General features: G+C 49.4%; 22 protein-coding genes, 1 tRNA gene and 1 rRNA gene. 6 read left to right on the forward strand and 18 right to left on the reverse strand.

Going from position 1 to position 22,544, the window contains the following annotated elements:
- Positions 1–75 precede the first annotated feature (75 nt).
- Positions 76–429: a DUF2750 domain-containing protein gene (locus IPP75_03150; protein ID QQS70108.1), complete on the forward strand. Its 354-nt coding sequence runs from the start codon at positions 76–78 to the stop codon at positions 427–429.
- Here the strand turns inward: IPP75_03150 and IPP75_03155 are convergent.
- Complete coding sequence (locus IPP75_03155; GenBank protein ID QQS70109.1) at positions 422–709, reverse strand: winged helix-turn-helix transcriptional regulator; 288 nt, start codon at positions 707–709, stop codon at positions 422–424. The genes IPP75_03150 and IPP75_03155 overlap by 8 nt on opposite strands.
- Before the next feature lie 189 nt (positions 710–898).
- On the opposite strand from IPP75_03155, the gene priA reads away from it, so the two are divergent.
- The 3 genes from priA to IPP75_03170 all read left to right on the forward strand — a co-directional run bounded on the left by priA (position 899) and on the right by IPP75_03170 (position 4,666).
- The gene (gene priA / locus IPP75_03160) at positions 899–2,860 is read left to right on the forward strand and encodes a primosomal protein N' (GenBank protein ID QQS70110.1); all 1,962 of its coding nucleotides are present in this window, start codon (positions 899–901) and stop codon (positions 2,858–2,860) included.
- Positions 2,861–3,108: 248 nt separating this feature from the next.
- Positions 3,109–3,681 (forward strand): peptide deformylase, encoded by a 573-nt coding sequence (def, locus tag IPP75_03165; GenBank protein ID QQS70111.1) that lies wholly within the window; start codon positions 3,109–3,111, stop codon positions 3,679–3,681.
- Positions 3,641–4,666: a methionyl-tRNA formyltransferase gene (locus IPP75_03170; protein QQS70112.1), complete on the forward strand. Its 1,026-nt coding sequence runs from the start codon at positions 3,641–3,643 to the stop codon at positions 4,664–4,666. The genes def and IPP75_03170 overlap by 41 nt, the downstream gene beginning before the upstream one ends.
- On the opposite strand, the gene IPP75_03175 is transcribed toward IPP75_03170, so the two are convergent.
- From IPP75_03175 to IPP75_03200, 6 genes are all read right to left on the reverse strand, one after another.
- Positions 4,663–5,043: a hypothetical protein gene (locus IPP75_03175; GenBank protein QQS70113.1), complete on the reverse strand. Its 381-nt coding sequence runs from the start codon at positions 5,041–5,043 to the stop codon at positions 4,663–4,665. The two genes, IPP75_03170 and IPP75_03175, sit on opposite strands and share 4 nt — an antisense overlap.
- 32 nt (positions 5,044–5,075) lie before the next feature.
- Positions 5,076–5,152 (reverse strand) — tRNA-Ala (locus tag IPP75_03180).
- Positions 5,153–5,599: 447 nt separating this feature from the next.
- A complete protein-coding gene (locus IPP75_03185) occupies positions 5,600–6,172 on the reverse strand; it encodes a hypothetical protein (GenBank protein ID QQS70114.1) in 573 nt (190 codons plus the stop codon).
- A 140-nt stretch (positions 6,173–6,312) separates the two neighbouring features.
- Positions 6,313–8,079 (reverse strand): translation initiation factor IF-2, encoded by a 1,767-nt coding sequence (locus IPP75_03190; protein QQS70115.1) that lies wholly within the window; start codon positions 8,077–8,079, stop codon positions 6,313–6,315.
- A gap of 44 nt (positions 8,080–8,123) precedes the next feature.
- The gene (locus tag IPP75_03195; protein QQS70116.1) at positions 8,124–9,194 is read right to left on the reverse strand and encodes a S1 RNA-binding domain-containing protein; all 1,071 of its coding nucleotides are present in this window, start codon (positions 9,192–9,194) and stop codon (positions 8,124–8,126) included.
- A gap of 91 nt (positions 9,195–9,285) precedes the next feature.
- Positions 9,286–9,498 (reverse strand): hypothetical protein, encoded by a 213-nt coding sequence (locus tag IPP75_03200; protein ID QQS70117.1) that lies wholly within the window; start codon positions 9,496–9,498, stop codon positions 9,286–9,288.
- Between the two features lie 53 nt (positions 9,499–9,551).
- On the opposite strand from IPP75_03200, the gene IPP75_03205 reads away from it, so the two are divergent.
- The gene (locus IPP75_03205) at positions 9,552–10,364 is read left to right on the forward strand and encodes an ROK family protein (protein QQS70118.1); all 813 of its coding nucleotides are present in this window, start codon (positions 9,552–9,554) and stop codon (positions 10,362–10,364) included.
- Complete coding sequence (locus tag IPP75_03210) at positions 10,327–10,821, forward strand: hypothetical protein (protein ID QQS70119.1); 495 nt, start codon at positions 10,327–10,329, stop codon at positions 10,819–10,821. The genes IPP75_03205 and IPP75_03210 overlap by 38 nt, the downstream gene beginning before the upstream one ends.
- Before the next feature lie 284 nt (positions 10,822–11,105).
- Here the strand turns inward: IPP75_03210 and IPP75_03215 are convergent, their stop codons facing one another.
- The 11 genes from IPP75_03215 to rrf form a co-directional block, all read right to left on the reverse strand.
- Complete coding sequence (locus IPP75_03215; GenBank protein QQS70120.1) at positions 11,106–11,309, reverse strand: hypothetical protein; 204 nt, start codon at positions 11,307–11,309, stop codon at positions 11,106–11,108.
- Positions 11,310–11,492: 183 nt separating this feature from the next.
- Positions 11,493–11,780, reverse strand: coding sequence for a hypothetical protein (locus tag IPP75_03220; protein QQS70121.1), 288 nt, complete (start codon positions 11,778–11,780; stop codon positions 11,493–11,495).
- 16 nt (positions 11,781–11,796) lie between these two features.
- Positions 11,797–12,618: an IS982 family transposase gene (locus tag IPP75_03225; GenBank protein QQS70122.1), complete on the reverse strand. Its 822-nt coding sequence runs from the start codon at positions 12,616–12,618 to the stop codon at positions 11,797–11,799.
- Between the two features lie 71 nt (positions 12,619–12,689).
- Positions 12,690–13,268 (reverse strand): hypothetical protein, encoded by a 579-nt coding sequence (locus tag IPP75_03230; GenBank protein QQS70123.1) that lies wholly within the window; start codon positions 13,266–13,268, stop codon positions 12,690–12,692.
- On the reverse strand, positions 13,265–15,745 hold the full coding sequence (locus tag IPP75_03235) for a hypothetical protein (protein QQS70124.1): 2,481 nt from the start codon (positions 15,743–15,745) through the stop codon (positions 13,265–13,267). Before IPP75_03235 ends, IPP75_03230 begins: the two co-directional genes overlap by 4 nt.
- A 64-nt stretch (positions 15,746–15,809) precedes the next feature.
- On the reverse strand, positions 15,810–17,402 hold the full coding sequence (locus tag IPP75_03240) for a LysM peptidoglycan-binding domain-containing protein (protein QQS70125.1): 1,593 nt from the start codon (positions 17,400–17,402) through the stop codon (positions 15,810–15,812).
- A 53-nt stretch (positions 17,403–17,455) separates the two neighbouring features.
- On the reverse strand, positions 17,456–18,067 hold the full coding sequence (locus IPP75_03245) for a hypothetical protein (GenBank protein ID QQS68924.1): 612 nt from the start codon (positions 18,065–18,067) through the stop codon (positions 17,456–17,458).
- A 228-nt stretch (positions 18,068–18,295) separates the two neighbouring features.
- Positions 18,296–19,903: a hypothetical protein gene (locus IPP75_03250; GenBank protein ID QQS68925.1), complete on the reverse strand. Its 1,608-nt coding sequence runs from the start codon at positions 19,901–19,903 to the stop codon at positions 18,296–18,298.
- Positions 19,900–20,499 (reverse strand): type II secretion system protein, encoded by a 600-nt coding sequence (locus IPP75_03255; protein ID QQS68926.1) that lies wholly within the window; start codon positions 20,497–20,499, stop codon positions 19,900–19,902. Before IPP75_03255 ends, IPP75_03250 begins: the two co-directional genes overlap by 4 nt.
- The gene (locus IPP75_03260) at positions 20,486–22,033 is read right to left on the reverse strand and encodes a prepilin-type N-terminal cleavage/methylation domain-containing protein (protein QQS68927.1); all 1,548 of its coding nucleotides are present in this window, start codon (positions 22,031–22,033) and stop codon (positions 20,486–20,488) included. The genes IPP75_03255 and IPP75_03260 overlap by 14 nt, the downstream gene beginning before the upstream one ends.
- Positions 22,034–22,408: 375 nt before the next feature.
- Positions 22,409–22,525, reverse strand: a 5S ribosomal RNA gene (rrf, locus tag IPP75_03265).
- Positions 22,526–22,544: the final 19 nt, after the last annotated feature.

Genomic DNA, 22,544 nt, shown 5'->3' on the forward strand with positions numbered 1-22,544 from the left:
CTTATGCAACTGACCCTTGTAGGGGTGAGCGGGTGTCGTTTTTTGGTATACAAACAGCCCTGGTATACTTCGATTATGTCGCTAAGCGCTGCACAACAAGCACTATTTTTCAAAGAAGCTCGTATTCAAGAATCAGTTTGGACTATAAAAGATGCCCGAGGCTTCCCTGCTCCGCTCGTAGGCGGAAAAACCCAACGTGTCATGCCTTTTTGGTCAACGCAATCCCGCGCTCAAAAAGTTATAGATACGGTAGAGGCGTATCATGGCTTTACCCCGTTTGAAATTCCAATAGATAAATGGATCGAGGATTGGCTAGCAGGACTAGAGCTTGATAACACACTCGTCGGCCTAAACTGGTATGGGCAACATGCGACAGGCTATGGCTTAACGCCCAATACGGTGAGAAATCGGTTAAAAGCAGCTAGCTGACGTGGCGTTTTTGTTGGGTGCGCTGGCTTTTGAGGACAATGCTTTGGAGCTCTTTGAAGATGATGAACTGCTTGTTCGTGTGGTAGATTTTCGTGTTTCCCTGTTTTTCAGATATAAGAAAGCCAGCTTTCTCGAGGCGCTTCAGTTCGCGCTGGATGTTGCCAGCGTCTTCCTTGATAAGCTTGGCGAGGCCGCGAACATGTGTTTTAAAGTCTGGGTACTTGGCATAGATAACAATAATCTTGCGGCGAACTCGGCTGGTGATGAAGACGTCTAGCATATTGTGTTGCCCTTACCTTTACATAAGCCTTTTATTGTCGTTACGACAACGTAGTACATCTATACTAACAACGTTTGAGTTGCATTTCAACATCATTTTTTGGTTTTTGTTGACGAACAAGTCATTTCCTGAGGGAAGCTCAGGAGAGTTCATTCGTGTATAGGTGTGCAGTCATCTATAATCAGTAGTATGTACTACTACGAGGTGCTCGTTGGCGACCTGCAATATCACGGTAAAAGTGCCCTGACATATTCATCAGAGGCCTCACTACTGCCTGGTTCCGTTGTGAGAATTGCGCTGCGCAGTCGATGCGTGCTCGGTATTGTACTGCGCGAGGTGGCAGAACCTAGTTTTTCAGCAAAAAGCGTGTCGGCCGCGGCTCAAGCGCCGCCGCTACCCAGTGCCCTTCTGGGTCTGATTGATTGGCTCTACGAGTACTATCCAGCTCCTTTTGGCGGCGTGGTGCGACAGTTTCTGCCACCCTCGACCGCTTTTCCACGGAAAATCAGTAATAACCAATCATCAAATACCAATGACCAAACAAATTCAAAATTCAAAATTCAAAATTCAAAAACCTTACCCGTGCTAACAGTCGAACAATCACGCGCCCTCGCTGACATACAACCACAGGGCTATCACCTCCTCCACGGCATCACCGGCAGCGGCAAGACACGTCTGTATATTGAACTGACGCGGCAAACTCTGAAGGGCGGAAAATCGGCTATTATTCTCACGCCCGAAATAGGCCTCACCGCGCAACTGACAGATAGTTTTACGGGTGTTTTTCCAGAACAGGTTTTTGTGCTGCATTCCCGGCTAACTGCGGCAGCGCGGCGAGACATATGGTACCAAATCATCTCAAGCAAACACCCGCTCATTGTCATCGGGCCGCGCTCTGCCCTGTTCGCGCCCGTGCAGCAGCTCGGGCTGATTGTCATAGACGAGTCTCATGACCAAGCATACAAGAGCGATTCATCGCCTCGCTATCGCAGTGAACGAGTTGCCGCCAAGCTCGCCCAGCTACACGGAGCCCGTCTTGTCAGTGGCACTGCCACCCCAAGTGTTGAAGAACATCACCTGCTTGAGGCTCGAGACCGGCCCATCATACAGCTCGCGTCACGAGCGGTAGCCAGCGATACAGAGGCCAGCCTGCACATCATCGACCTGCGCGATAGAAGCCAGCTGAGTCGGAGTAGTGTCTTCACAACGCTGCTAGTAGAGGCCGTGCAGCTCGCCATGAGCAAGCACGAACAAAGTTTACTGTTCCTCAACCGCCGAGGCACTGCAAGCGCCATACTCTGTAGTCAGTGCGGTTGGCAAGCCCTGTGTCCACACTGTGACCTCGCTATGACCTACCACGGCGATACACATCTTATGCGTTGTCATGTGTGCGGCCGCACCCAGCCCCTACCCGGCAGCTGTCCAGACTGCTCGGAAACAGATATCATCCTCAAAACCATCGGCACAAAAGCCGTAGTAGAGGAAGTGAAGCGACTCTTCCCGCACGCCCGCGTCATGCGCTTCGACACCGACGCAACCAAAGCAGAACAGCTAGAAAACCACCTCGCCGCCCTCAAAGAAGGCAATGTCGATATCATCGTCGGTACCCAAATGATAACCAAGGGGCTCGACCTGCCAAACCTTTCTGTAGTTGGGATACTAAGTGCTGACAGCAGCCTGCTTATACCGGACTACACCGCCTCCGAACGTACCTTCCAGTTGCTTACGCAGGTAATCGGTCGCGTTGGACGCGGCCACCGTGCCGGCACGGTGTACATACAAACATACAACCCGTCGCATCCAACCATTCTTGCCGCTTTGCAGCGCGATTGGGCCGGTTTTTATGCCCGCGAGCTGTCAGAACGACACACTTTTCATTTCCCGCCCTTCACGTATCTTCTTAAACTCACCTGCCTGCGCGCTACCAGTTCCTCGGCAGAAAAAACAGCAATGAAGTTAAAGGAACAGATTGATAATAGCCATCCCGGGTTAAACGTTGAAGGTCCGTCGCCTGCGTTTCATCCCCGTGAAAGCGGCAAATACAAATGGCAGCTCATAGTCAAAAGTGCCCAGCGCCAAGCGCTGGTCGACATTGCACAGGCTCTCCCAAGCGGCTGGACCCACGACCTCGACCCTATAAACCTTTTGTAGCGGCGGACGGACAAGTAGACACGAGCTTCGCACTTTGAGCTCATGCGCATTTTCTCCTCGCAGCACGGAACGAACCGTACTAGGGTACGGTGAAGTGAGTACTACAGAGAAAAAATGTGCAGGAGCCAAACCAGGGCCCCCAACGAATCGGAACGATTCTTTGGGGTGAAGAGAAGCCAGCGGAGTCAGATGCTCCGCATCTGAGCAGGCTGGCTGGTGCGAAGCTCGTGTCTGTTATACTAGCCACAATGAGTAAACAGCTAATCACCCTACCAAACCCACATCTGCGGCAGCGCAGTAAAAAAGTCGGCTTCATTGGCGACGAAGTCAAACAACTCATTGTCGACATGCAGGACGCCACGCTCAAGTGGGAAGACGGCCGTGACCATGAGGTTGGTGTGGCACTCGCCGCTGTTCAAATAGATGAACTCTGGCGCGTTGTTGTCATACGTAACAATTTCGAAGACAAAAGTGACCGAACATTTCGCGTTTTCATCAACCCAGAGATTACAAAGTATGAGGGCGAGGTTGTTGCGGACTACGAAGGCTGCCTTAGTATAAAAAATGTATACGGTCTGGTCCCCCGGCACAGCAAGGTGCGCGTAAAAGCACTGAACGAGCATGGCAAGGAAATCCGCCTTACAGCCGAGGGCTTTCTGGCGCGCATTTTTCAGCACGAAATCGACCACACGAACGGCATTGTCTTTATAGACCATATAAAAGATGATTCAGCTGCCTTCTTTACCCTAACGGAGTCTGGCAAACTGGAGCCAAAAGACTATGAACAAGACATCGAACACAACGCCGAACTCTGGGATTAGCCCCAAGCAAAAGCGTGAAAGGTCGGAGCTTTCACGCAGCACAGATGGTGATATTAGCGTGGTGTTCTTTGGTACGGGGCCAGTTGCAGCAGAGTCACTGCGGCTGCTTGCGACGGATTTCAGTATTGAGGCAGTAATCACGAAACCAAAGCCGCAGCACCATAAAGGCGACTTCCCCGTCTTGGATGTAGCAAAGCAGCTTGCGCTACCAGTCATCCCTGTAACCAACGCAGCCGAAGTATCTGAAAAAGTTTTAGGGCAATCATTTCATAGTCGACTTGCGGTACTGATAGACTTTGGCATAATCGTACGGCAAGACGTAATACACAGCTTCCCGCTTGGCATACTCAACAGTCATTTTAGTTTGCTGCCGCAGTGGCGGGGCGCAGACCCCATTACGTTTTCTATAGTAAGCGGCCAGAAGCAAACTGGGGTGAGCCTAATGAAGGTTGTCGAAAAACTAGACGAAGGCGATATAGTAGCGTTTGGACTGTACGACATGGACGGCACCGAAACAAACCATTCACTTACACACGATTTGGTCAACCTGAGCGCCGGGCTGCTCCGAGATACGCTGCCGCGCTACATGGAAAATCCGCGGGCAATTTCACAGGATAACGTGGCAGATATAGTCCCAGAAGTCGACTATCCGCGCGAGGTTTCGTACTCGCGCAAACTTACCAAGAAAGACGGCATAATTGACCTCACAAAGTCGGCCGCACAGCTCGAGCGAGAGGTGCGCGCCTACTCGGGCTGGCCAGGCAGCCGTACCGTCATTGCAAACAAAGATGTCGTCATAACTGCCGCACATGTTGCCGATAACACTTTACATAATGTAGATAAAAAAACAATATTCATTGCCAACAAACAACTCTGTCTCCAGACTGCCGACGGCATCCTCGTCATAGACAGCCTCAAACCCGCCGGCAAACCCGCCATGCCCGCAAGCGCATTTTTAGCCGGATACAAACAATTCCTTGACTAAAATTTTGGAATAAGCGTTATATAATCCGGGTTTTCAATTCGGTTTATGTAAATGTCAAACCCTTTACAGCCTAAAGGTACATTCGCATATTTTCCTTCTGAAGCAGTTACTTCACCTATCTCAATTTTCGGCACATATTTTTCAAGGTAAAAAGTGGCTAAGAAGATTGCGTCCCTGGGAGCTTTCATAAATGTAGAGTGGATTTCAATAGTAACATCGCCCAAATGATCTGGGGTAGTAGCGACAACTATACATCCTTTATTTATTACATACTTTTCACCGCCTTCAAACTGGGGATAGTCTTTCCGACCTGGAATTTGGATGAATATCTGAGAGTAGTACGGAGTCAATATTATCTTCTTAAGAATGTCTTGCACAACTTGCTCACTTTACAAATTATAGGTGAAAATGGTGGAGAAGAAGGGAGTCGAACCCTCGACCTCAGCAATGCGAATGCTGCGCTCTAGCCAACTGAGCTACTTCCCCATTTATGTTCAGCTTAGCTCTTTACGGAGATATGCGTCAAGAGAAATGAAAAAGACTAGGGTTTAAAACGCGGCCGAAGGACGCCTAGAAATCATCGCATCAGCGATACACCTGAGACGGCCATGCGTAAGCTCCTGGCTCAGATGTTGTCAGTCTCTACAACTCCCGATAGGCGATGCGAGTTGTTTGAAAGGAGGTAGTAGTTGCCTGCGGCAAGTACTACCGGAATGAGTTCTCGCATCGGTTGTAGAGCTGACAAGAGCTGACCAAGATGCTAGAGCTCTGGCCTGGTTTCTTTAGCCTTCTTTCTTTGGCAGCAAAGAAAGAAGGTCGTGGTGTGCGGACGAGACCGCACATGAGTGAGAAGATTCCTCTCTGCCGACTGGCGAATCAGAATGACGGAGGCACATGCACGAAAGCCCGCATTTACAGATAGCTAGAGCTAATTTAGAGGCTTTTATACGTTGGGTCGGTGTCTAGTGGGGCCCGGGAGCGTAAGAGGCGCTGACCGTTAGAGTCAACAACCATGGCAACATCTTTGTAGCCGTTGTCTAGGTATAACTGAACTGTTTTTTGCTCTTCGGGCGTCGGTTCGACTGAGGTGTACTGTGCGGGCTGAGGGGTTTGCGCGACTTGCGGCTGCTGATACGGCTGCGCCGTAACCTGTGCAGTATCCTGTGGTTGCGAGACGGCTGGTTGCTGCTGCGCGGTGGCCACAATCTGGGGTGCCATGCCTTTTATTTCTACTTTTAGTGCCTCAAAGACATCGTTTACCACTTGCTTGTAGTTTGGCAGGTTGCTTTCGAGCCACTGGAGCGCCTGAGCCTGATTTTGGTCACCACCGGCGTCTATGAACCGCTCAAATTCTTCGAGCTGCTTGTCAGTCATTTGGTTGGCTAGTTGTGTTCCAACGCGTAACTCAAGTGTTTCATAAATGTGCTGGAGCATTGCCTTTTTCTGGTCTTCGGGCAGACTGCCCAGGCCAAGTTCTGCGAGAAGATTGTTATCTAGTTTTAACATACGGGAATTATACCACAAAATATATGGTTAACCACTGTTATATGAGCGTAGCGAACCAGTGCGTACGCGCTGGCTTTAGAGAGAGGAGAGTCTTTTTAGATTCATTCTAAAAAGATGAGGAGAGGCGAGCCTCTCCTATTTTATAGCGTCCTTTCCTTTGTCTCGACAACGTAAAATTCGAGCTTGTCGCCAATTTGCAACTCAATTCGTGTGTTCGTTTCGAGCTCAAGCCCACCGAGTTCACCCTCAACAAGGTCATTCGCTGCGTTTGGGCCACGTTTGAGGCCCTTTAGCTTCGCGTCACCAATCTGTTCTTTGCCACGCTTTACGCGAACCATAGCTGGCGCTGTTAGTTTGCCACTGAGGACTTCCCCGCCGCATATCACCTCTGTTTTCGTGGTTTTAAACACACCCTTTACCTCAAGTGCGCCAATCTCTTTTTCGGTTACTTCGGGTGCAAGAAGTTTGCTCAGCTCATTTTTGGCATCATCTATGAGCTCGTAGATGACATTGTAAAGCCGTATCGAGACCTTATCGCGGTTCGCCAGACGCTTAATGTTGTTTGCCACACTCGTATTGAAACCGTATAGTATGGCGCCGGTGCTCTTGGCGAGATGAATGTCGTTGTCATTTATGACGCCCACGCTCGAACCCGCAACCCGTACTGCCACTTCGTCGGTCTCTATGCTTTTGAGACTGTCTGCTACGGAGGTAAGCGAACCTTGCACATCCGCTTTGATAATAATAGGCAGTTCTTGAAGCTTGTCGGTACGACTAATAATACGGAGTAGTTCGCTGCTGCTCATATCGCTCCGGCTACTGCCATGAGCGCGCTCGGTGGCGACTACTGCCGCGCGCTCGCGGGCGTCGCGTTCACTAGCAACCGTCTCAAACTGGTCGCCAAACTCGGGTAGTGTCTTGAAGCCACTAATAATAACTGGGGTAGACGGGCCAGCACTCTTGATTGGTTTACCGGTCGTAGCGTCGAGGTTACGGACTTTTGCATAGGTACCGCCAGCCAGGATGAAATGCCCGACTTTGAGCGTTCCTTCTTCTATAAGTGCGTGGGCAATTGGCCCGCGGCCATGCTCGACATGCGCCTCTATAATAAGCCCGCGGGCAGATACCGTGGCATCGGCCTTCAGTTCGTCTATGTCGGCCACAAGCAGCACCGTGTCAAGCAAGTTTGTCAGGCCATCGCCCGCCTTAGCGCTAACCTCAACCATTGGCACGTCGCCACCCCATGCCTTGTCATCAGCAACCACACCATGCTCGGCAAGCTGTCCCATGACAAGCCCGGGGTTAGCACCCTCTTTATCCATTTTGTTTATAGCAACAACTATTTTGGTACCAGCGTTTTTTGCATAGCGAATAGCCTCTATAGTCTGCGGCTTCACACCGTCATCGGCGGCAACCACAATGATAACAATATCGGTCAGGTCCGCGCCGTGCTGACGAATTGCTGCAAAGGCTTCATGACCCGGTGTGTCCAAAAAAGTAATTAATCGGTCTTTGTGCTCTACCTGGTAGGCCGAAATATGCTGGGTAATACCCCCGGCTTCTCCCTTGGCTACCTGTGCGCTCCGAATGGCATCGAGCAAGCTAGTTTTACCGTGGTCAACGTGACCCATTACTGCTACCACTGGTGGTCGGTCGGTAGCATTTGCCGTTTGGGCGGCCTTTTGGCGCTTGACTGGTTCTATTTCGACCACTTTACGTGAAAGTTCCACGTCTAGACCAAGCTCACCGACAATAATCTGAGCGGTATCGAAGTCGAGCCGCTCATTTATGGTGGCAACAACACCGTTTTTAAAAAGTTCACCAATAAGCCGCGTAGCAGGCAGCTGGAGCACTTCGGCAAGTTCGCCGACGGTGATACTATCTGGCACTTCGATTGAGGCTGCCATAGTAACCTGCTCCTTTCTGCCCGCCAAACGGGCCAACTATGAATTTACTTAACACTCTTGAGACTGAGAGAGATTTTGCGTGCTTCGGTGTCTATATCGAGCACCTTGAACGTTTTCTTCTCATTCAGCTGGAAGATTTTCTCTGGATCCACACTGTCGTCATCGCCCATTTCACTGACGTGCACAAGCGCTTCGACGCTCGAGCTCAACTGGACAAATGCCCCAAATGGCGTAATACGCGTAATTTTACCCTCGACTTTTTCGCCCTTCTTAAAGGCTTTGACTTCTTTCAGCCAAGGGTCCTCGCTCATTTGTTTCAGGCTGAGACTCAGGCGGTCTTTGTCTATAGCGATAATCTTCGCCTTCACGGTTTCGCCGACCTTCACATAGTCGCGCGGGTTTTCTACGCGCTCCCAGCTAATTTCACTAATGTGAATAAGTCCTTCTATGCCATCAACGTTCATGAATGCACCAAAGTCAATCACACCTGTTACAACACCTTCAACTTCGTCGCCGACTTTCAGCTCAGAGAACCGAGCCTGCATATCATCTTTGACGGCTTCCTTTTCAGAGAAGATGAGCTTGTTGTCTTTGCGGCTCACATCCAAAATACGAACACGCAGTGGTATAGCTGTTAGTGCGTTCAACTTTTGCAGTATTTCGTCTTTGTCTGCGCCACTGACGCGTGGATAGTGCCCCGCCGCCAACTGTGACACGGGCAAGAAACCGCGTATGCCCTCTAGCTCGACAAGAAGTCCGCCACGATTTGCATCGTAGGCCTGGATATCGATGATTTCGCCAGCTTCAAACACGCGCTGGAGTTCATCCCAACCCCGGTCTTTCGCGGCCCGACGCATGCTGAGCAGTGCATAGCCCTCATCCATTTCGGGGTCTATGACGCTTACTGTCACTGGTGAACCTTCCTCGAGAGATTGGCCGTGGCCAACTTCGCGGCGCATGACAATACCAACTCCGCGCGGACCCAAGTCTATCCAGACCTGGTGTTTCCGTACCGAGCTGATAGTTCCTTCGACGACGTCTCCTGTTTCGAGCTGTTTCAGCTCTGACTGCGCGAGCAAGTCATCCATTGTTAGATTAGTAGTAGTTTTTGGCATGTTTCAAATGCCTCCTTTGTAGTGTATTTCTTCAGGGCTCGGTAACGGCAAGCAAGGCCTACGGCCACCTCAACCTGTAAGATTGTGTGTATTATATCTGTTTTTCGTCTGGAGGTAAAGGGGTTACGGTGTCCGTTGGTACGAGCGTGGCGTTAGCGGGTGGACTGACCGTCAGTTCTCTATAGACCGCTCCGACAGCAACCGTTCCCAGAATGACCAGTATAAATGGCTTGAGAAGCGGCGGAAGGTCCGACCAGCGCTGCCAACAAACTCGCACATCGTGTTTTATGCGCTGAATATTCATGCCACATCAGTATAAGTCATGCTACACTGAAAGCAACGAAATGGAGGGAACCGATGTACATCTGCATCGATATTGGCGGCACAAAAACACTAGTGGCGAGCGTCACAAGCGAAGGGATTGTTACTGAGTCAGTAAAGTTCCCCACACCGGAAAAATACGAACAGTTTCTCCCAGAACTGCAGAAGGCTGTTGAAAGTTTGTCAACAGATGATTTTCGTGCCGGCACAGTTGCGGTACCGGGCACGATTGACCGGAAGAGAGGGCGTATTAAGCAGCTCGGTAACCGCGAAAGCTGGCAAAATATCCCTGTTGCGCGTGACATAGAGAACATCACTCGGTGCCCCATGCTTATTGAAAATGACGCAAAGCTCGCCGGCCTCAGCGAAGCTATGTTGTTAAAAGATACATACGAGCGAGTCCTGTATATAACCATCAGTACCGGTATAGGCATTGGCCTTACAGTGAACGGACGCATAGATAGTTCTCTTGGCGACGGTGGCGGCCGGACCATGCTGCTTGCGCACCGGGGAAAGCTCACTCCATGGGAAGATTTTGCGTCTGGAAAAGCAATTGTAAAAAAATACGGGAAAATGGCCTCCGAGCTTGAAGACCCTATTGCCTGGGGCAACATTGCCAGGACACTCACACCCGGGCTCATTGAACTCATAGCCGTCTTAAACCCAGAGGTAATTGTTATTGGCGGCGGCGCTGGTCGGTATTTGCATAAGTTCAAAAAACCCCTCGTTGCAGACTTAAGACAATACGAAACTCCCGCCCTTCAAATTCCTCCTATTGTCGTCGCAAAGCGACCCGATGAAGCAGTAATATATGGGTGCTACGACTATGCCCGTCAACACCACGCCTAAATATTCCGACATTTTACCGCGTCTTCAGCGCGATTTTCCAGAACTGTCATTCGTGGAGTCAACGCAATTTTCATGGCACGCCGGCAGGCAGAATATTGCATATAATAAAGCACGCTTAGGCGACGAACGAGGGGTATGGGCTATGCTACACGAGTTAGGCCACGCCCTGCTTCGTCACACGGACTACGAGAGTGATGTAGAGCTACTGCAAATGGAGATATCTGCCTGGGAAAAAGCTCATGAACTAGCGAAAAAATATGGAGTTTCTCTCGACCAAGATTATATAGAAGACTGCCTAGACAGCTACCGCGACTGGCTGCATGTACGAGCTACCTGTCCGGCCTGCTTCGAGCGGTCGCTACAAACGACGCGTCACACCTATAGCTGCCACAATTGCGGAACGGTCTGGCGAGTCACCCGCAGCCGACTCTGCCGACCATATAGAAGGAGGGGCTAGCCCCTCCTCGCGAATTCGAACTAAATTCGAATTCCCTCTCCTCCCCCTAAAGCTCGGCTGCCGCCTCGTTCGCTACACTCATGACATTTTTTACTTTTCACCCGATAAACGCATTTAACTTCTTATCATTTCACCTCATAAATATAAGAATAGTCTCGAGTTCACTCCGAGACAGTCATGGAAACTTGCTTGAAAAAGAAGTCCGGCCTTCTGGCAGAAGACCGGACAATGAGAAAACAAGCCGAAGGGTCACCGCGTAGCGGGGCCGCTCATGTTTGTCTCTATTAGGCCTTCTTCGTGCGACGGCTAATGCGTCCACCAATGGCACCGTACACACGAGCGCGCTCGCGGCCAGCTTCACCAGCGGCAAAGCCACCGGTTTTGCCATTTTTGCCACCTTTAGCGCCAATTTTGGCGTAGAAGTCGCTGCCGTACTTTTTCTTGTTGGTTGCTGCTGCGGCCATGCCGCCTGCTTTTGTTCCAGCCATGATAACACCTCCCAGTGTCTCTGCGTCAGGGTCGGACCCTGACGCAATCATATATGATATATTTGCTTCAAAAGAAAAGGGCCTCACCTGCTTTCACAAACAGATGAAACCCTCTTATCCTTTCGAATTACGCTTATACTATCACACCAATTTGCTTATGTCAACACTTCCTGTTTATATAAGTTAGAACGGCTCATGGTGATGTACGAGCCACCAATATTTGGGTGGGAGTTTCCGACGGGCAAGCAGCCAATAATCAATATAGATGCACATAAAAAGGGTGGTTGCCACTAAACCAATCACAGTTGCTGCAAAGACATCACCTTGTCCTTTCGCGGTCTCAGCAAGCTGCTTCTGCTCAGGAAAACGCACACGCAACAACACACTTCCGTCAGCGTTCAGCTGCATGAGTGTCATTATGACGTCAGGAGTCGCATCATACGCTACCTGCACTTTTACCGTTTCATTCAAATGAATAACACCTGAATCACGAAACTACCCTCATCTGGTAGCCAAGTAAGACTCGTAGATAATGGACAAAGTACCCCTGCACACTTCTCGGGAATGAGGTGACGAGGTGCTTGTGCTCTTTGAGGTAGTCAAAGACAGCTTCAATCTTTGGCCTGAGCGTCAATAACAGATGTTGCCAGCTGGCCATGACTTGTTTTCGTTGCTTGTAATGGGGCGGTGCAACAACAATAGTTTTGTACTGTTCCCAGAGCCGCCTACGCTGTACGCTACCACCGTAGTGGCTGTCGCCAACGAGTATCCTGGTGTGTTCATTTGCAAGTTGTTCCTCGGCCTGATTGTCGTGCTGGTCTGCTGGCGTAAACACCACCGCACAGAGCCGGTTGAGATGATCAACACTCGCGTGTAACTTAAAACCATAATGGTAGCCCTGCCAGTTCTTACCGAAAGCAGCAACAGCTTTGGCTACCTTGTGTCGCTCGGCCCGAATGAGCTTACAGACGGGCAGCATAGTAGAATCCGCGAAACGCACCTCCGACGAGATCTGTAATGTCAGTTGTAGCAGGTAGACGAGTTGTTCTAGGTTGCGGTGCGCTTGCGCAACAAAGTTCTGGTACTTTGGAAGCTTCGGAAAGTAGTCTGGGTAGTCTCGTTCAATCCATTTGTATAGGTCTTTGAGTGGTCGGTGGCTTTCAGTCAAACCATCCCAGATGAGGATGGTAATGAGTTCACTGTCGCGCAGTACCGGTGGCCTGCCAGTTTTCCCGACTGCGGTTTGTTGGAGTGTGTCATCTACCCAAACGTACACGTCTACGATATGCTGTTTTTGTAATTCGCGCATTTGTTTTCTCCTGTTTGTTTTACCACTACAAGAGTAACAGAGGCGCGATTTACTTTAGGGAGTTTCGTGATTCAGGTAATAACTACTTGCTTGCCCTCGGGCCAAAAACGTACTGTTATTGAGTCAGTGTCGACAGAGATAACTTCCAGCGTGCGGTCGTGCAGCATGCTTGACTCACCCGTCAGTCGAAAAGCGTAGCGCGTATTTGGTGGGGCCAGCAGTACATACCCCCCTGGCGGCTGAGAAGCAGGGTCAGACGAAAGAAATATAGTCTGCTGTCGTAAAAAGAGCTTAGCGGCTTCACCTTCAGTTGGCAACGCAAATGGAGATGCATACTTATTCTTCGGGAGAGATTGCTGCTTTAGGGGTGAAACCAAATACCCGCATCCAGGCGACAGCACATAGCTCGTCGAACCATCGTTGTGAATAACTGTTGTAAGTACGCAGCTTATCTGCCGTATCACCTGCTTGACTTTTACTACGCTAAGAGCATTGACGCCCGCCGGGATACTAAGGACTATGAGCATCAATAAAACCATGGCCACCATGGTGCCAGGCGTATATTTATATCGCAAACGCGTATAGTCTGTCCATTTTGCTGTGTAGTTTCTGGTGGTGAATAAGCGACAAGTTGTTGGCCGTTTTTTCATTGTGCAAGGATTGTTAATGTTAACCCAAGACTGTACGAGGACGGCATCTGTTCGGCGGGGATTGTTTGGCGCACAGGCACCCCAGTAACATCCCAGTAACATTCGGTGTTCGAGCCGACCGCAGCGGTTAAAAGATTAACAGAGTCCACACTGCCCTCAACGTAGTTTTCATCAATTCCTTTGGTGACGTTCGTTATTGAGCAACCAACTTGGGGAGTAATACTGCCGGCAGATGGTTCAACCCGTAGCTTCCCGGCGTACGTATCGGTGTCTGCTCCATCTGCGCACCCCGGCTGAGTACCTGCCGTGTCATTGAAGTCGTAATGAGCTGTTGCGCCGGGATTATCCCATAACCCTATCGGTCCGGCCGTTGGTGCTACTGAAAGCACCCAGCTGGCATTTGCCGTCATATTACTTACTCGAATTTTTTGCGCCGGGGCCCCCAATGCTGCGGTACTTTCCGTGCAGTTAAAAATCAGTCCCTGAGTAGCAAAACTTACCAACGGAGACGCAACGGTAATGCCGCCAGCATCCACAATATCGACCGTAAGCGCACCAGTCGGCGGCACGCGCCACACAGCATAGCGATACGTACCGCCATTTGTATTGGTTGAGGTACTTGTGCCCACCGTGAAACCACCGGCATTTATACTTGTTATGAGGTTTGCGGCATTGGCTGTGTTCGTAAGATACTGTGCGTTACCACCCGTAAGTGTAGATGGCCGCTGCGCCCCAGCAACTGCTGTCGAACGTTTCACCCATACGAGGTCAAACCAAAAAGGCGCCGTCACTTGTCGCCCCGCAACCCCTGTTCCGGTGTATGTACCGACACTGAAGTTCGTACCCGATTTAAACGCAAACCAGCGGTACAATGATGCACTCGTGTTTGACGCTGCATTTGTTCCCACGGTAAAACCGTTAGCATTCAGGGACTGTACAACACCTGCCGTTTCCGCCGTGGCGGCGAAGAAACTAGTAAGATCGCCAGCCTGCGCACTGGTGCGAAATGCCCCAGCAGTTGTGCTATTGCGCTTCAGGGCAACGAAATCAGGCTGAAATGGTATGTCCGCGACCGGACGCGCGGTGAGCCCGCTGCCATAGTAAACCCCTGTCGCAAAGTCAGCTGCGCCACTGTTCGTATCTGATTCATACGCATTACCAAACGCCTGCCAGTGGTATGTGTTGCCATTCGTATTCACAACCGTGCTCGTACCCAGGCGAAAACCCGTGGCATCTAGCGAAGTAATACCCCCCGTAAAATCTGCCGTCGCAGAACCCAAGTAAGCTGTCGCATCGCCGGGCATCTGACGTATACGAAAAACTGCATGGTTCGCCGCATTGTCTTTTATGAGCACAAGGTCTGGGGCAAAACCGATTCCTGTCACCGACCGCGCTGCACCGTTGCCAGTGTACGTCCCCTGCGCCATGGTAAAAGACCCGCTCGCGCTCCCAAAACTCGGTGCCCCACCAAATGCAAACCAGTACATCGTGGTGCCGCTCTCGTTTGTGTTGCTGCCAGCCCCAAGAGTAAAGCCATCAGTTACCATTCCTTGCACCATATTTGTCGCATCTGCCACCGAATCGCTGAGGTAGCTCGCTAAATTACCGAAGTGTTTATCGGTGTAGATGATTGAACGGCGATTGTTCGCAGTAGCGCTAGTACTGTTTTTTATGACTACCGTATCGGGCTGAAACCCAAGCCCCGTAATATTCGTACCCGCCGTGACATTGCCGGTGTATGACCCCTGCGCAAACGTACCGCCACCACTACGAAAGGCTATGTAGTTGTACGTTCCTCCCGTAGCATTATCTGTTGCCCCCACAGTAAAGCCCGTGGCAGTACTGTTTGCTATGTACGCACCGGTTGTGTTTGCAGCAGTTGTCGTGAAAAACTCGGTTCTGTTTGCGGCCATAGCAGTTGTGCGAAAATGTGCGCCCACAGCAGTTGAGCGCTTGACTGTAATCATATCGGGCTGAAACCCTGTGGTTATTGTGCGGCTTGCAGCACCAGTTCCCGTATACGTACCGACACAAAAATAGCCTGTCGCGGAGCAGTCTGAACCACTAAAGGCTTCCCATCGGTACAAAACATTGGCATTATTTACGTTCGCTAGCGCCCCCACCGTAAAACCATCGGGCGTATAGGAGATGGCCGTCGCAGTATTGTCTGCAGTGGCACTAAAAAATGCAGTATTTGCTGCAGCCATAGCACTCGTTTTAAAAACCCCAACGCCAGCAGTCGTAGACGCCCTAATAATCACAAGCTCCGGCTGAAAGCCCAGACCACTGATGGTTTTTGAACTACCCGTACCCAGGTAGTACCCCGTGCGCATACTAAAGTTTGCCGCATATGCCTTAGGCGTAATGAACAGTGCAGAAAGAAGTGATAGTACTAGTATTTGCACGACCGCAAAAACACCCAGCCTTTGTGAAAGTTTGATACTACCCGAATACCGCTTGTGTGTGTTTCTCTGCATTCTCAACAATCCCATAAGCATTAGCGCAAACACAGTATAGCACCCCTGATAATGTTTGCGGCAATTACTTCTTCGCAGAGCGTTTTGCTGGAGTTTTCCGTGGCGCACGTTTAGCCACCTTTTTTCGGGTGCTTTTTTTTGGTTTTGGCGATTCAGGTTCATCTGCCTCAAGATTCCAAGAACTGCTTAAGGCCGGTACTGCACCGCTATCGGTTAGAACACCGAGGTTACGCAGTTCTTCGTCGCTTGCGCCTTCGCGCCAGTCCGGGAATTCAGCATCCTCCGGCTCGGGAAATGCCGGATTTGGAACATGCGGCGGTACAGGATAGCGCTCAGGCACCGGCGCAGAAGGCTGCGTTTGTGCAATTGGCGCCTGCCAGGCGGTTTCAGGCTGTACCGATGAGGGCACAGGGGGTGGAGGCGCAACTGGCGACGGTTGAGACTGTTCAGCAGCCAGCTGAGGCGGCGCAGCGGCATCAACTACCCAAGAGCCTTTGTGAGCCGTACGTTTGCGCCGTAAGCGTTTTTTTGGCTGAGGCAGTAACAGCACCTGGCCGTAGTCGATAAGAAATGGCGGCTTGATGGAATTAATTTTGGCAAGCTGCTTCCAATCAATCCCATGCGCTTCCGCAATCGACATAACGGTATCTCCCGGTACGACGGTATACTTATGGAGCCGTTTTTGTGCAATGCGGCGCAATTTTCGTCGATATAGGAACGTAATAAGTGCAAAAATAAGCACAAACGGTACCGCAATTTCCACCGCAAGCGCCTGCCAGGTTGGCATCATAATGAAATAGCCAGTGGCTGCTCTGACTTTTCGTTCTTGACCGGTCGCATCACCAATACCAGTATTTGTATCTGAATCGTACGCAATGGAAGTCTGCGCTTTGTATATACCACCCCAAAAAGGTCGCTTAAACTCAAACGCCCACCCTGTCGTTGCGCCCGCAATAACCGGATAGGTTGCCTTCTGAACTGGCGTCTCCTGGCCAAAAACGCTCCTTAGCTGTACGCGCGTCGTCACATCGAGCGATACATTTCCAGTGTTTTTACTGACTGGCGAGACGGTGTAGTTGCCTTTTTCGTTCCGATCTACTACAACCTTTTGTATTGTCAGTTGTTTTACAATTTTACCTGGAACCGTTATTGCGACTCGTATAGCGTTACGAAAACCAAGCGCAATGCCACCCTCCTTCTTTGAGCCAGTATTTTTTGTATCTTGTGCAGTAATACAGGCTCCGTGCTCACCCGGACCAGCGTCTTTTGGAGCAGTGATAGTAAAAGGTACGGTCTCGTTTTCTCCTGGCTGTACAACAACCTCATTCCGAGAGAGCCGTATCCATTGGCCTACATCTGTCTTCTTCTCGCTATTCTGCTTGCAAGAAAACGAACCATCGACTGCAGCGACAGAGTCAACCGCATCAATCTTCACCGTTCGAGGTTCTTTTGTGTAGTTGAAGACCCGAACACCATCCTCCACCGTCTCACCACCCTTTAAGGTGTGTATAAAAATGCTTCGAGAACGAAGGTTACCAACCTTCGGATTGGCGGGAGCTATGCCGATTGAACCGGCCTGAGCTAAAACTGAAGCATGGGTAAAGAGCAGGATGCCTACAGCGAGCAGTGGTCCCAACGTTTGCAAGCGTTTTTTCATCTTGCTCTTTACTGTACATGCTTTCAATCATTTTTTCTAGAACCGCTTTTGGTTTATTGAGCAATAGCTGAAACAACCATCGTAAGGCTGTAGCTACCATCGGCCTGTTCGGCAGGGATTTTCTGGCTCAACGTGTAACCAGTCAGTTCACCTTCCCAGGCAGTTGTGCTCGTGTTGTTCATGAGCGTTACAGGAGAAGTGCTACTAAACGCACCGCCAGGCAGTGTGTGTGTAGGAGCATTTGCACCAGCAGTCTGAGTAAACGTACCGCCACTAATGCTCATCTGACCGTTTGTACAGCCAGAGCCTGCAGCGTCTTTATAGCTATATGTCTCAGAACCATTTGTCCAGTTGTCTGAAGCTGGGGTCTGAGCGTTGATGTCAACCTTTACACCAGAAAGTACCGGGTTACTAACTTTAACCTTCTGCGAAGCAGTACCAAACGTTGCGGTCTGGGTCTGACACGAGAAACTAAATGTTGTTGTTGGGAAAGCCACCGCTGGGCTCACAACAGATACACCAGAACCATCGACGATATCAATCGTGAGAGTGCCTGGGTTGATGACTTGTGAAAGGCTCGTATTTGTCGCGGCAAATGCTGCCGTTGGTAGCAAAACACCAGCTGCGACAAAGAGAGCTACAAGTGCACTAAGCTTTTTACGCATATGCGTAACTCCTTTTATTTTTATTTGTTTTTTATTTGTAATGCTTTGTGGGACCAAAGCGATACCACTTCATCATACGGGGGTCAGTCAGGGGCAGTCAACGTCTATGACCAGTGTTTTGCTGTATAATATACGCTATTTTACCCCTGTTAAAATGCTATTGTTGTAAGATTATCTCGCACAATTTACATCATGCAATTATTTTTCACAACAATAAGACTTTTTGCTCTACGGCTTCGTGATAACTTCTCGCCAATTCAAAATATCGTAACCACCTGTAATGGGATAACTGGGGGGTGGCGCATAGTATAGGTTGTAATCATAGTCCGTTGATGTTTGTCGTACGCCGGATATATATCGATTTAATGACGGGCTATAGGCTGCATCACCACATGCTCCTCCGCGTGTAAAATTCCATGTCCAATACTGCCTGGTAGCAACGGAGCCGTAATATACAAATTTCTGGTCTGGGTTTACCCAACCGCGCGTGCACCGGCTAGAATTAACCTTATACACATCTGGGTATGTCACTGAACCACTTTGAGCGAGTGCTGCAGCGTCGATTTCAAATGTAAATGCCCCAGTTCTTGGAATTGCATAGGGAGCAATCAATACGTCATTTTCAGCAACAAAACCGATAGCGTCTGTTCCGTTCTTGGCGCCGTAACGAACTTCACCGGCAATGTTAATGTCGGCAGCATTGGTGTCATTTCCAAGCCGTCCGGCAGCTATAGTCACACGGCCCGTGAAGGTTGATGCAGTTCGAACCCAGACGTTATCCTCAACAAATATCACTCCTGAAGTCGGTAATGCAATTCCCGTTTCTACAACAGTGCGTGTCAGTGCGGTTGTGTAATCGGTCTGCGTATCGTCTTCATTGCTGACACGATATAGGTCATAGGTATTATTAGCATTCAACTGTATGTAGTAACCCCGACGAGTACTGAATGAACTTGAGCTATAGCGTGGTATGTATGCAGAAGTTCGGGCCGCTGGCGCAAGATTGCAAGGGTTATTTTGGTTTGCATATCCAGCAGTTGAGGTATCGTTCGCAAAAGCAACTTTTTTCATAGTACATAATGCCCCTGTGACCTGGTTAAAGTCTATTGTTGGTCGAGGGTAGAGCCAGTTTGATTTGTCGCGAGTTACACAATTTGGGTTAATGACACTCGCACTACACCATACACCGTTTTTCGTAGAGCCATCACCCCCATAACTTACCTTGGGAACATAGTCATCATTGGCGCTACCAACAGTGTCTGTATTTGGTCCGTCCATATGAACTCCCTGATTCGAGAATACCGGACCGTTCGCTGTCTCTGAGTCACCAAACCAAAACTCTACATCAGCCAATAGCCCGTAACTCGCAAATGACGCTGCTCCTATCCGAGCTTCAAGCGTTCTCGTTACCCCATCGTTCGTTTTACCCATTGAGCGTATGGTAGCAACGGTAGAGCCAAAACTGCTTGGTTTAATCCATATCGTAAACGTGCCTTTTTTCTGAGTATTTGCATCGACGTAATCATGTACGTATGGCCCATAGCCTAGGTTTGCGTCCGGAGTCGCTGGGGTCGTGTTACCGTCCCTATAATCACTAGAGTTATGTGCCATATGCCATAGATAATAATTAACTCCGGCTTCGGCGATGTGGAGCGCTTGTTGACGGCCAATGATAATCCCGCTCGAAGTAAGATTGTTCATCACCACCATCATGGCCGTAGACGTAATGATTGACATTGCGATAATGAATGACAATACGGTTGGTAGGGTAAAGCCAGCTTCATTATGTGGTAAAAATTTCGTGCAGTAACCTTGTTTTCTCACCAGCGTCTTCATAGGTTATTCTTCTTGTTCCGCAGGAGCACCTGCACATTTATATCTTGTGAACGCGCGTTTTCAAGCTGCGTAGCAAGATTTATTTGTATGGTTTTGACCACGCTTAAATCAGTAACTGGAGTGGCAAGAGCTGCGCCAACTGCATTCGTATAGCGAAACAGCTTGCCGCCACTCGCTTGATAGAAGTTGTCAATAATAACGAAGCTTTTCTTCTTATCTGTTTGCAGCGTGCCAAGTGGGGGGTTTGCACTCATCGGGGTTAAGTCGGCGTACAAACGCTTGGTCGCACCGTTAACAACATAGTATCTCACTTGCGAAACATAGACGTCAGACGGGTAGAAGTATGTGTAGACCGTGAGGTCATTATCGCCAGCGCTACTAATACTCGTGGTCCCTCGTAGAACATTTGCGATTCTATCGGCCTGGCTACTCAGCTGACCAAAGCTTGTTGCTTGTTTTTGCAAGTCAAGATAGCTAACAAGAGTGGTTTTAAAAACGACAAAGAATATGACTGAAAGCGCACCAATGAGTGCTATGACGACCACCATTTCAAGAATGGTGAAACCCTGCTCTTCCCGCTGCTTAGGGCTTAACACGAAAACCTCCAAGCGGTATGGTTGGCAAGACGAGCGTACCATTTGCATTCTGTATCGTAACCTGAACATCGCCCGCCGTCACACCATTTAAGTCGTAGTTACACGTTAACTGGGTAGCGCTACCAACGCACGAATTGTCACTATACGTTGTTCCGTTTTGTGTCAGCGTCGCGTTTGCGTTCGTGAGGTTCGCACCGGTAAATACTACTTTTACATTTTGGAGATTATCACTCAGGTTAATCGTATCTGGATTCATACTAAACACACGCGGGAAAGAACTACTGTTCGTAAGGATAAGCCTTACCTTCTGGATGTATTCAGACCCATCATAAGGAAACGTGACCGGATTTGGTTGGTCGCCCAATGGGACGGTAATAGGAGAAAGGCTGTTCGTGCCTCCATAGGGCACGGCTGCAGCAAGATAATACGCCGTACCGCCTACCGCACAACCGCCAGTGCCATTGGTCCCGCAGAAAAAGTAGCTGTTTATGGGAGGAAGACTTGTCAGGCTCGCCATACCGTTTGCATCAGTAAGAATACGGCTATCCACGGGCAAATAATTATCAAAGTAGTACGAGGTATCGCTTAACGTTGTGTATTTTTTGTAGCCACCCTTTACCTGAACCTTAACATTACCGAGTGGCGCACCTGACGTATTGGTCGTTTCAATGATAAGGCTGTTGGTATCCGTAGGCGCTATAACAAGAGCAAGATACGATGACTGCTGAGAAAGAATCTTTTGGCTTGAATACGTCGGCTGAAGCGATCCGGATGGACGAATGGATTGAATACTAGAGTAGCCAGTTTTTTGAGCTTCTATCATATAGTCGAGCCCACTATCTGGTGGTAAACCATAAAAAATAGCTATACCGTTTGCGTCAGTGGAATCTGAAACGCTTACCGCTGGAGTAATTGTTGTGTTTGTAACTTTAACAGTCGCTTCCGAAACTCCGTTGCCAGCCGAATCGGTTACCGTAATGAATAATGCGCCAGTTGTACTAGCCGTTTCTGCTACACGAGCAGCTATATGCGTATCCATAACTGCTAAACGAGTGTCTCCTAAGTTCTTCACAACTACGTGAGCAAGTTTGTAGTCTCCCGGATTAGTGTCATTCAACTGGTTGTTACCTGCACTATTTCCTGGGGATGAGAAATTACGACAATATTTCTTCTTTAAGTCGAGGTTTGGATATGGGCCACAGCCATCATATGCATCATCGACATAACTTATGCTCGTTGTTATGGTGTAATTTATGCCATTTATCTTCTTCGTCGTTGTAGCTGGTATATATGAGCTCGAAATAATACTACCCCCACTTACCGCAAGACTATCGTATGGCAATGATCGTAGATATTCCATCTGATTGTTTGCAAGCGTGCTGCCAACTGAACGTTGTTTTGCCAATGTGCTACTGCTGACAAGGGCAGTAAAAAGACTAAAAAACCCTATGCTCATGACTCCTATGACTGTCATAGATACAAGGAGTTCAAGCAAGGTAAAGCCATTCTCCGCAGGAATTTCTCTCTTACGCATACTGTCATAAGCATAACACTTTTACGCGTTGCAAGAAATGTCCTGCTTCGTTATGTCGGCAAAGTAGCACGGCTGAAACAAAAAGCTCTTTTTCTAATATTTTTTACTAAATGGCTCAAGCAAAAGTACTGCTGTAGCTATTTTGAATATTCATTTTCCTGGGAAAATAGCACGGTGCCTCGCCCGATTAGAGTACACACTCTACTAAAGGGCTTTTGCAAAATGGTGTAGTCTGGGATGAAAAACGAGCACCACAGCGTAGTCGTACTAGCAGTACGACGGAGCGAGGAGTCAGAGTTTTTCGCCCATAATGTGCCGTTTTGCAAGAGTCCTGGATAAAGAAAAAGCCCTCCACGAATGGAGGGCTTAATCATAAAACGGCACCGTGCTATTTTCCCAGGGCTAGAAGACCCAAGTATTGTAACCGCTGAGAGGCTTGACTGCTGTGTTCGGTATGGGAACAGGTATCTCCCTCTCGCTATGGGCACCGACATAACAGAGACAAACCTAC

The organism is Candidatus Saccharibacteria bacterium, from assembly GCA_016700375.1.
Taxonomy (GTDB): domain Bacteria; phylum Patescibacteriota; class Saccharimonadia; order Saccharimonadales; family UBA4665; genus JAGXIT01.

What these genes read in the sequence shown, in the direction of transcription:
- IPP75_03155 (QQS70109.1), bottom strand. Translation starts at nt 709, where the DNA reads ATGCTAGACGTCTTCATCACCAGCCGAGTTCGCCGCAAGATTATTGTT.
- IPP75_03205 (QQS70118.1), top strand. Translation starts at nt 9,552, where the DNA reads ATGTACATCTGCATCGATATTGGCGGCACAAAAACACTAGTGGCGAGC.
- IPP75_03250 (QQS68925.1), bottom strand. Translation starts at nt 19,903, where the DNA reads ATGAAGACGCTGGTGAGAAAACAAGGTTACTGCACGAAATTTTTACCA.
- IPP75_03210 (QQS70119.1), top strand. Translation starts at nt 10,327, where the DNA reads ATGGGTGCTACGACTATGCCCGTCAACACCACGCCTAAATATTCCGAC.
- priA (QQS70110.1), top strand. Translation starts at nt 899, where the DNA reads ATGTACTACTACGAGGTGCTCGTTGGCGACCTGCAATATCACGGTAAA.
- IPP75_03230 (QQS70123.1), bottom strand. Translation starts at nt 13,268, where the DNA reads ATGAAAAAACGGCCAACAACTTGTCGCTTATTCACCACCAGAAACTAC.
- IPP75_03235 (QQS70124.1), bottom strand. Translation starts at nt 15,745, where the DNA reads ATGCAGAGAAACACACACAAGCGGTATTCGGGTAGTATCAAACTTTCA.
- def (QQS70111.1), top strand. Translation starts at nt 3,109, where the DNA reads ATGAGTAAACAGCTAATCACCCTACCAAACCCACATCTGCGGCAGCGC.
- IPP75_03240 (QQS70125.1), bottom strand. Translation starts at nt 17,402, where the DNA reads ATGAAAAAACGCTTGCAAACGTTGGGACCACTGCTCGCTGTAGGCATC.
- IPP75_03260 (QQS68927.1), bottom strand. Translation starts at nt 22,033, where the DNA reads ATGCGTAAGAGAGAAATTCCTGCGGAGAATGGCTTTACCTTGCTTGAA.
- IPP75_03150 (QQS70108.1), top strand. Translation starts at nt 76, where the DNA reads ATGTCGCTAAGCGCTGCACAACAAGCACTATTTTTCAAAGAAGCTCGT.
- IPP75_03225 (QQS70122.1), bottom strand. Translation starts at nt 12,618, where the DNA reads ATGCGCGAATTACAAAAACAGCATATCGTAGACGTGTACGTTTGGGTA.
- IPP75_03245 (QQS68924.1), bottom strand. Translation starts at nt 18,067, where the DNA reads ATGCGTAAAAAGCTTAGTGCACTTGTAGCTCTCTTTGTCGCAGCTGGT.
- IPP75_03185 (QQS70114.1), bottom strand. Translation starts at nt 6,172, where the DNA reads ATGTTAAAACTAGATAACAATCTTCTCGCAGAACTTGGCCTGGGCAGT.
- IPP75_03215 (QQS70120.1), bottom strand. Translation starts at nt 11,309, where the DNA reads ATGGCTGGAACAAAAGCAGGCGGCATGGCCGCAGCAGCAACCAACAAG.
- IPP75_03200 (QQS70117.1), bottom strand. Translation starts at nt 9,498, where the DNA reads ATGAATATTCAGCGCATAAAACACGATGTGCGAGTTTGTTGGCAGCGC.
- IPP75_03170 (QQS70112.1), top strand. Translation starts at nt 3,641, where the DNA reads ATGAACAAGACATCGAACACAACGCCGAACTCTGGGATTAGCCCCAAG.
- IPP75_03195 (QQS70116.1), bottom strand. Translation starts at nt 9,194, where the DNA reads ATGCCAAAAACTACTACTAATCTAACAATGGATGACTTGCTCGCGCAG.
- IPP75_03190 (QQS70115.1), bottom strand. Translation starts at nt 8,079, where the DNA reads ATGGCAGCCTCAATCGAAGTGCCAGATAGTATCACCGTCGGCGAACTT.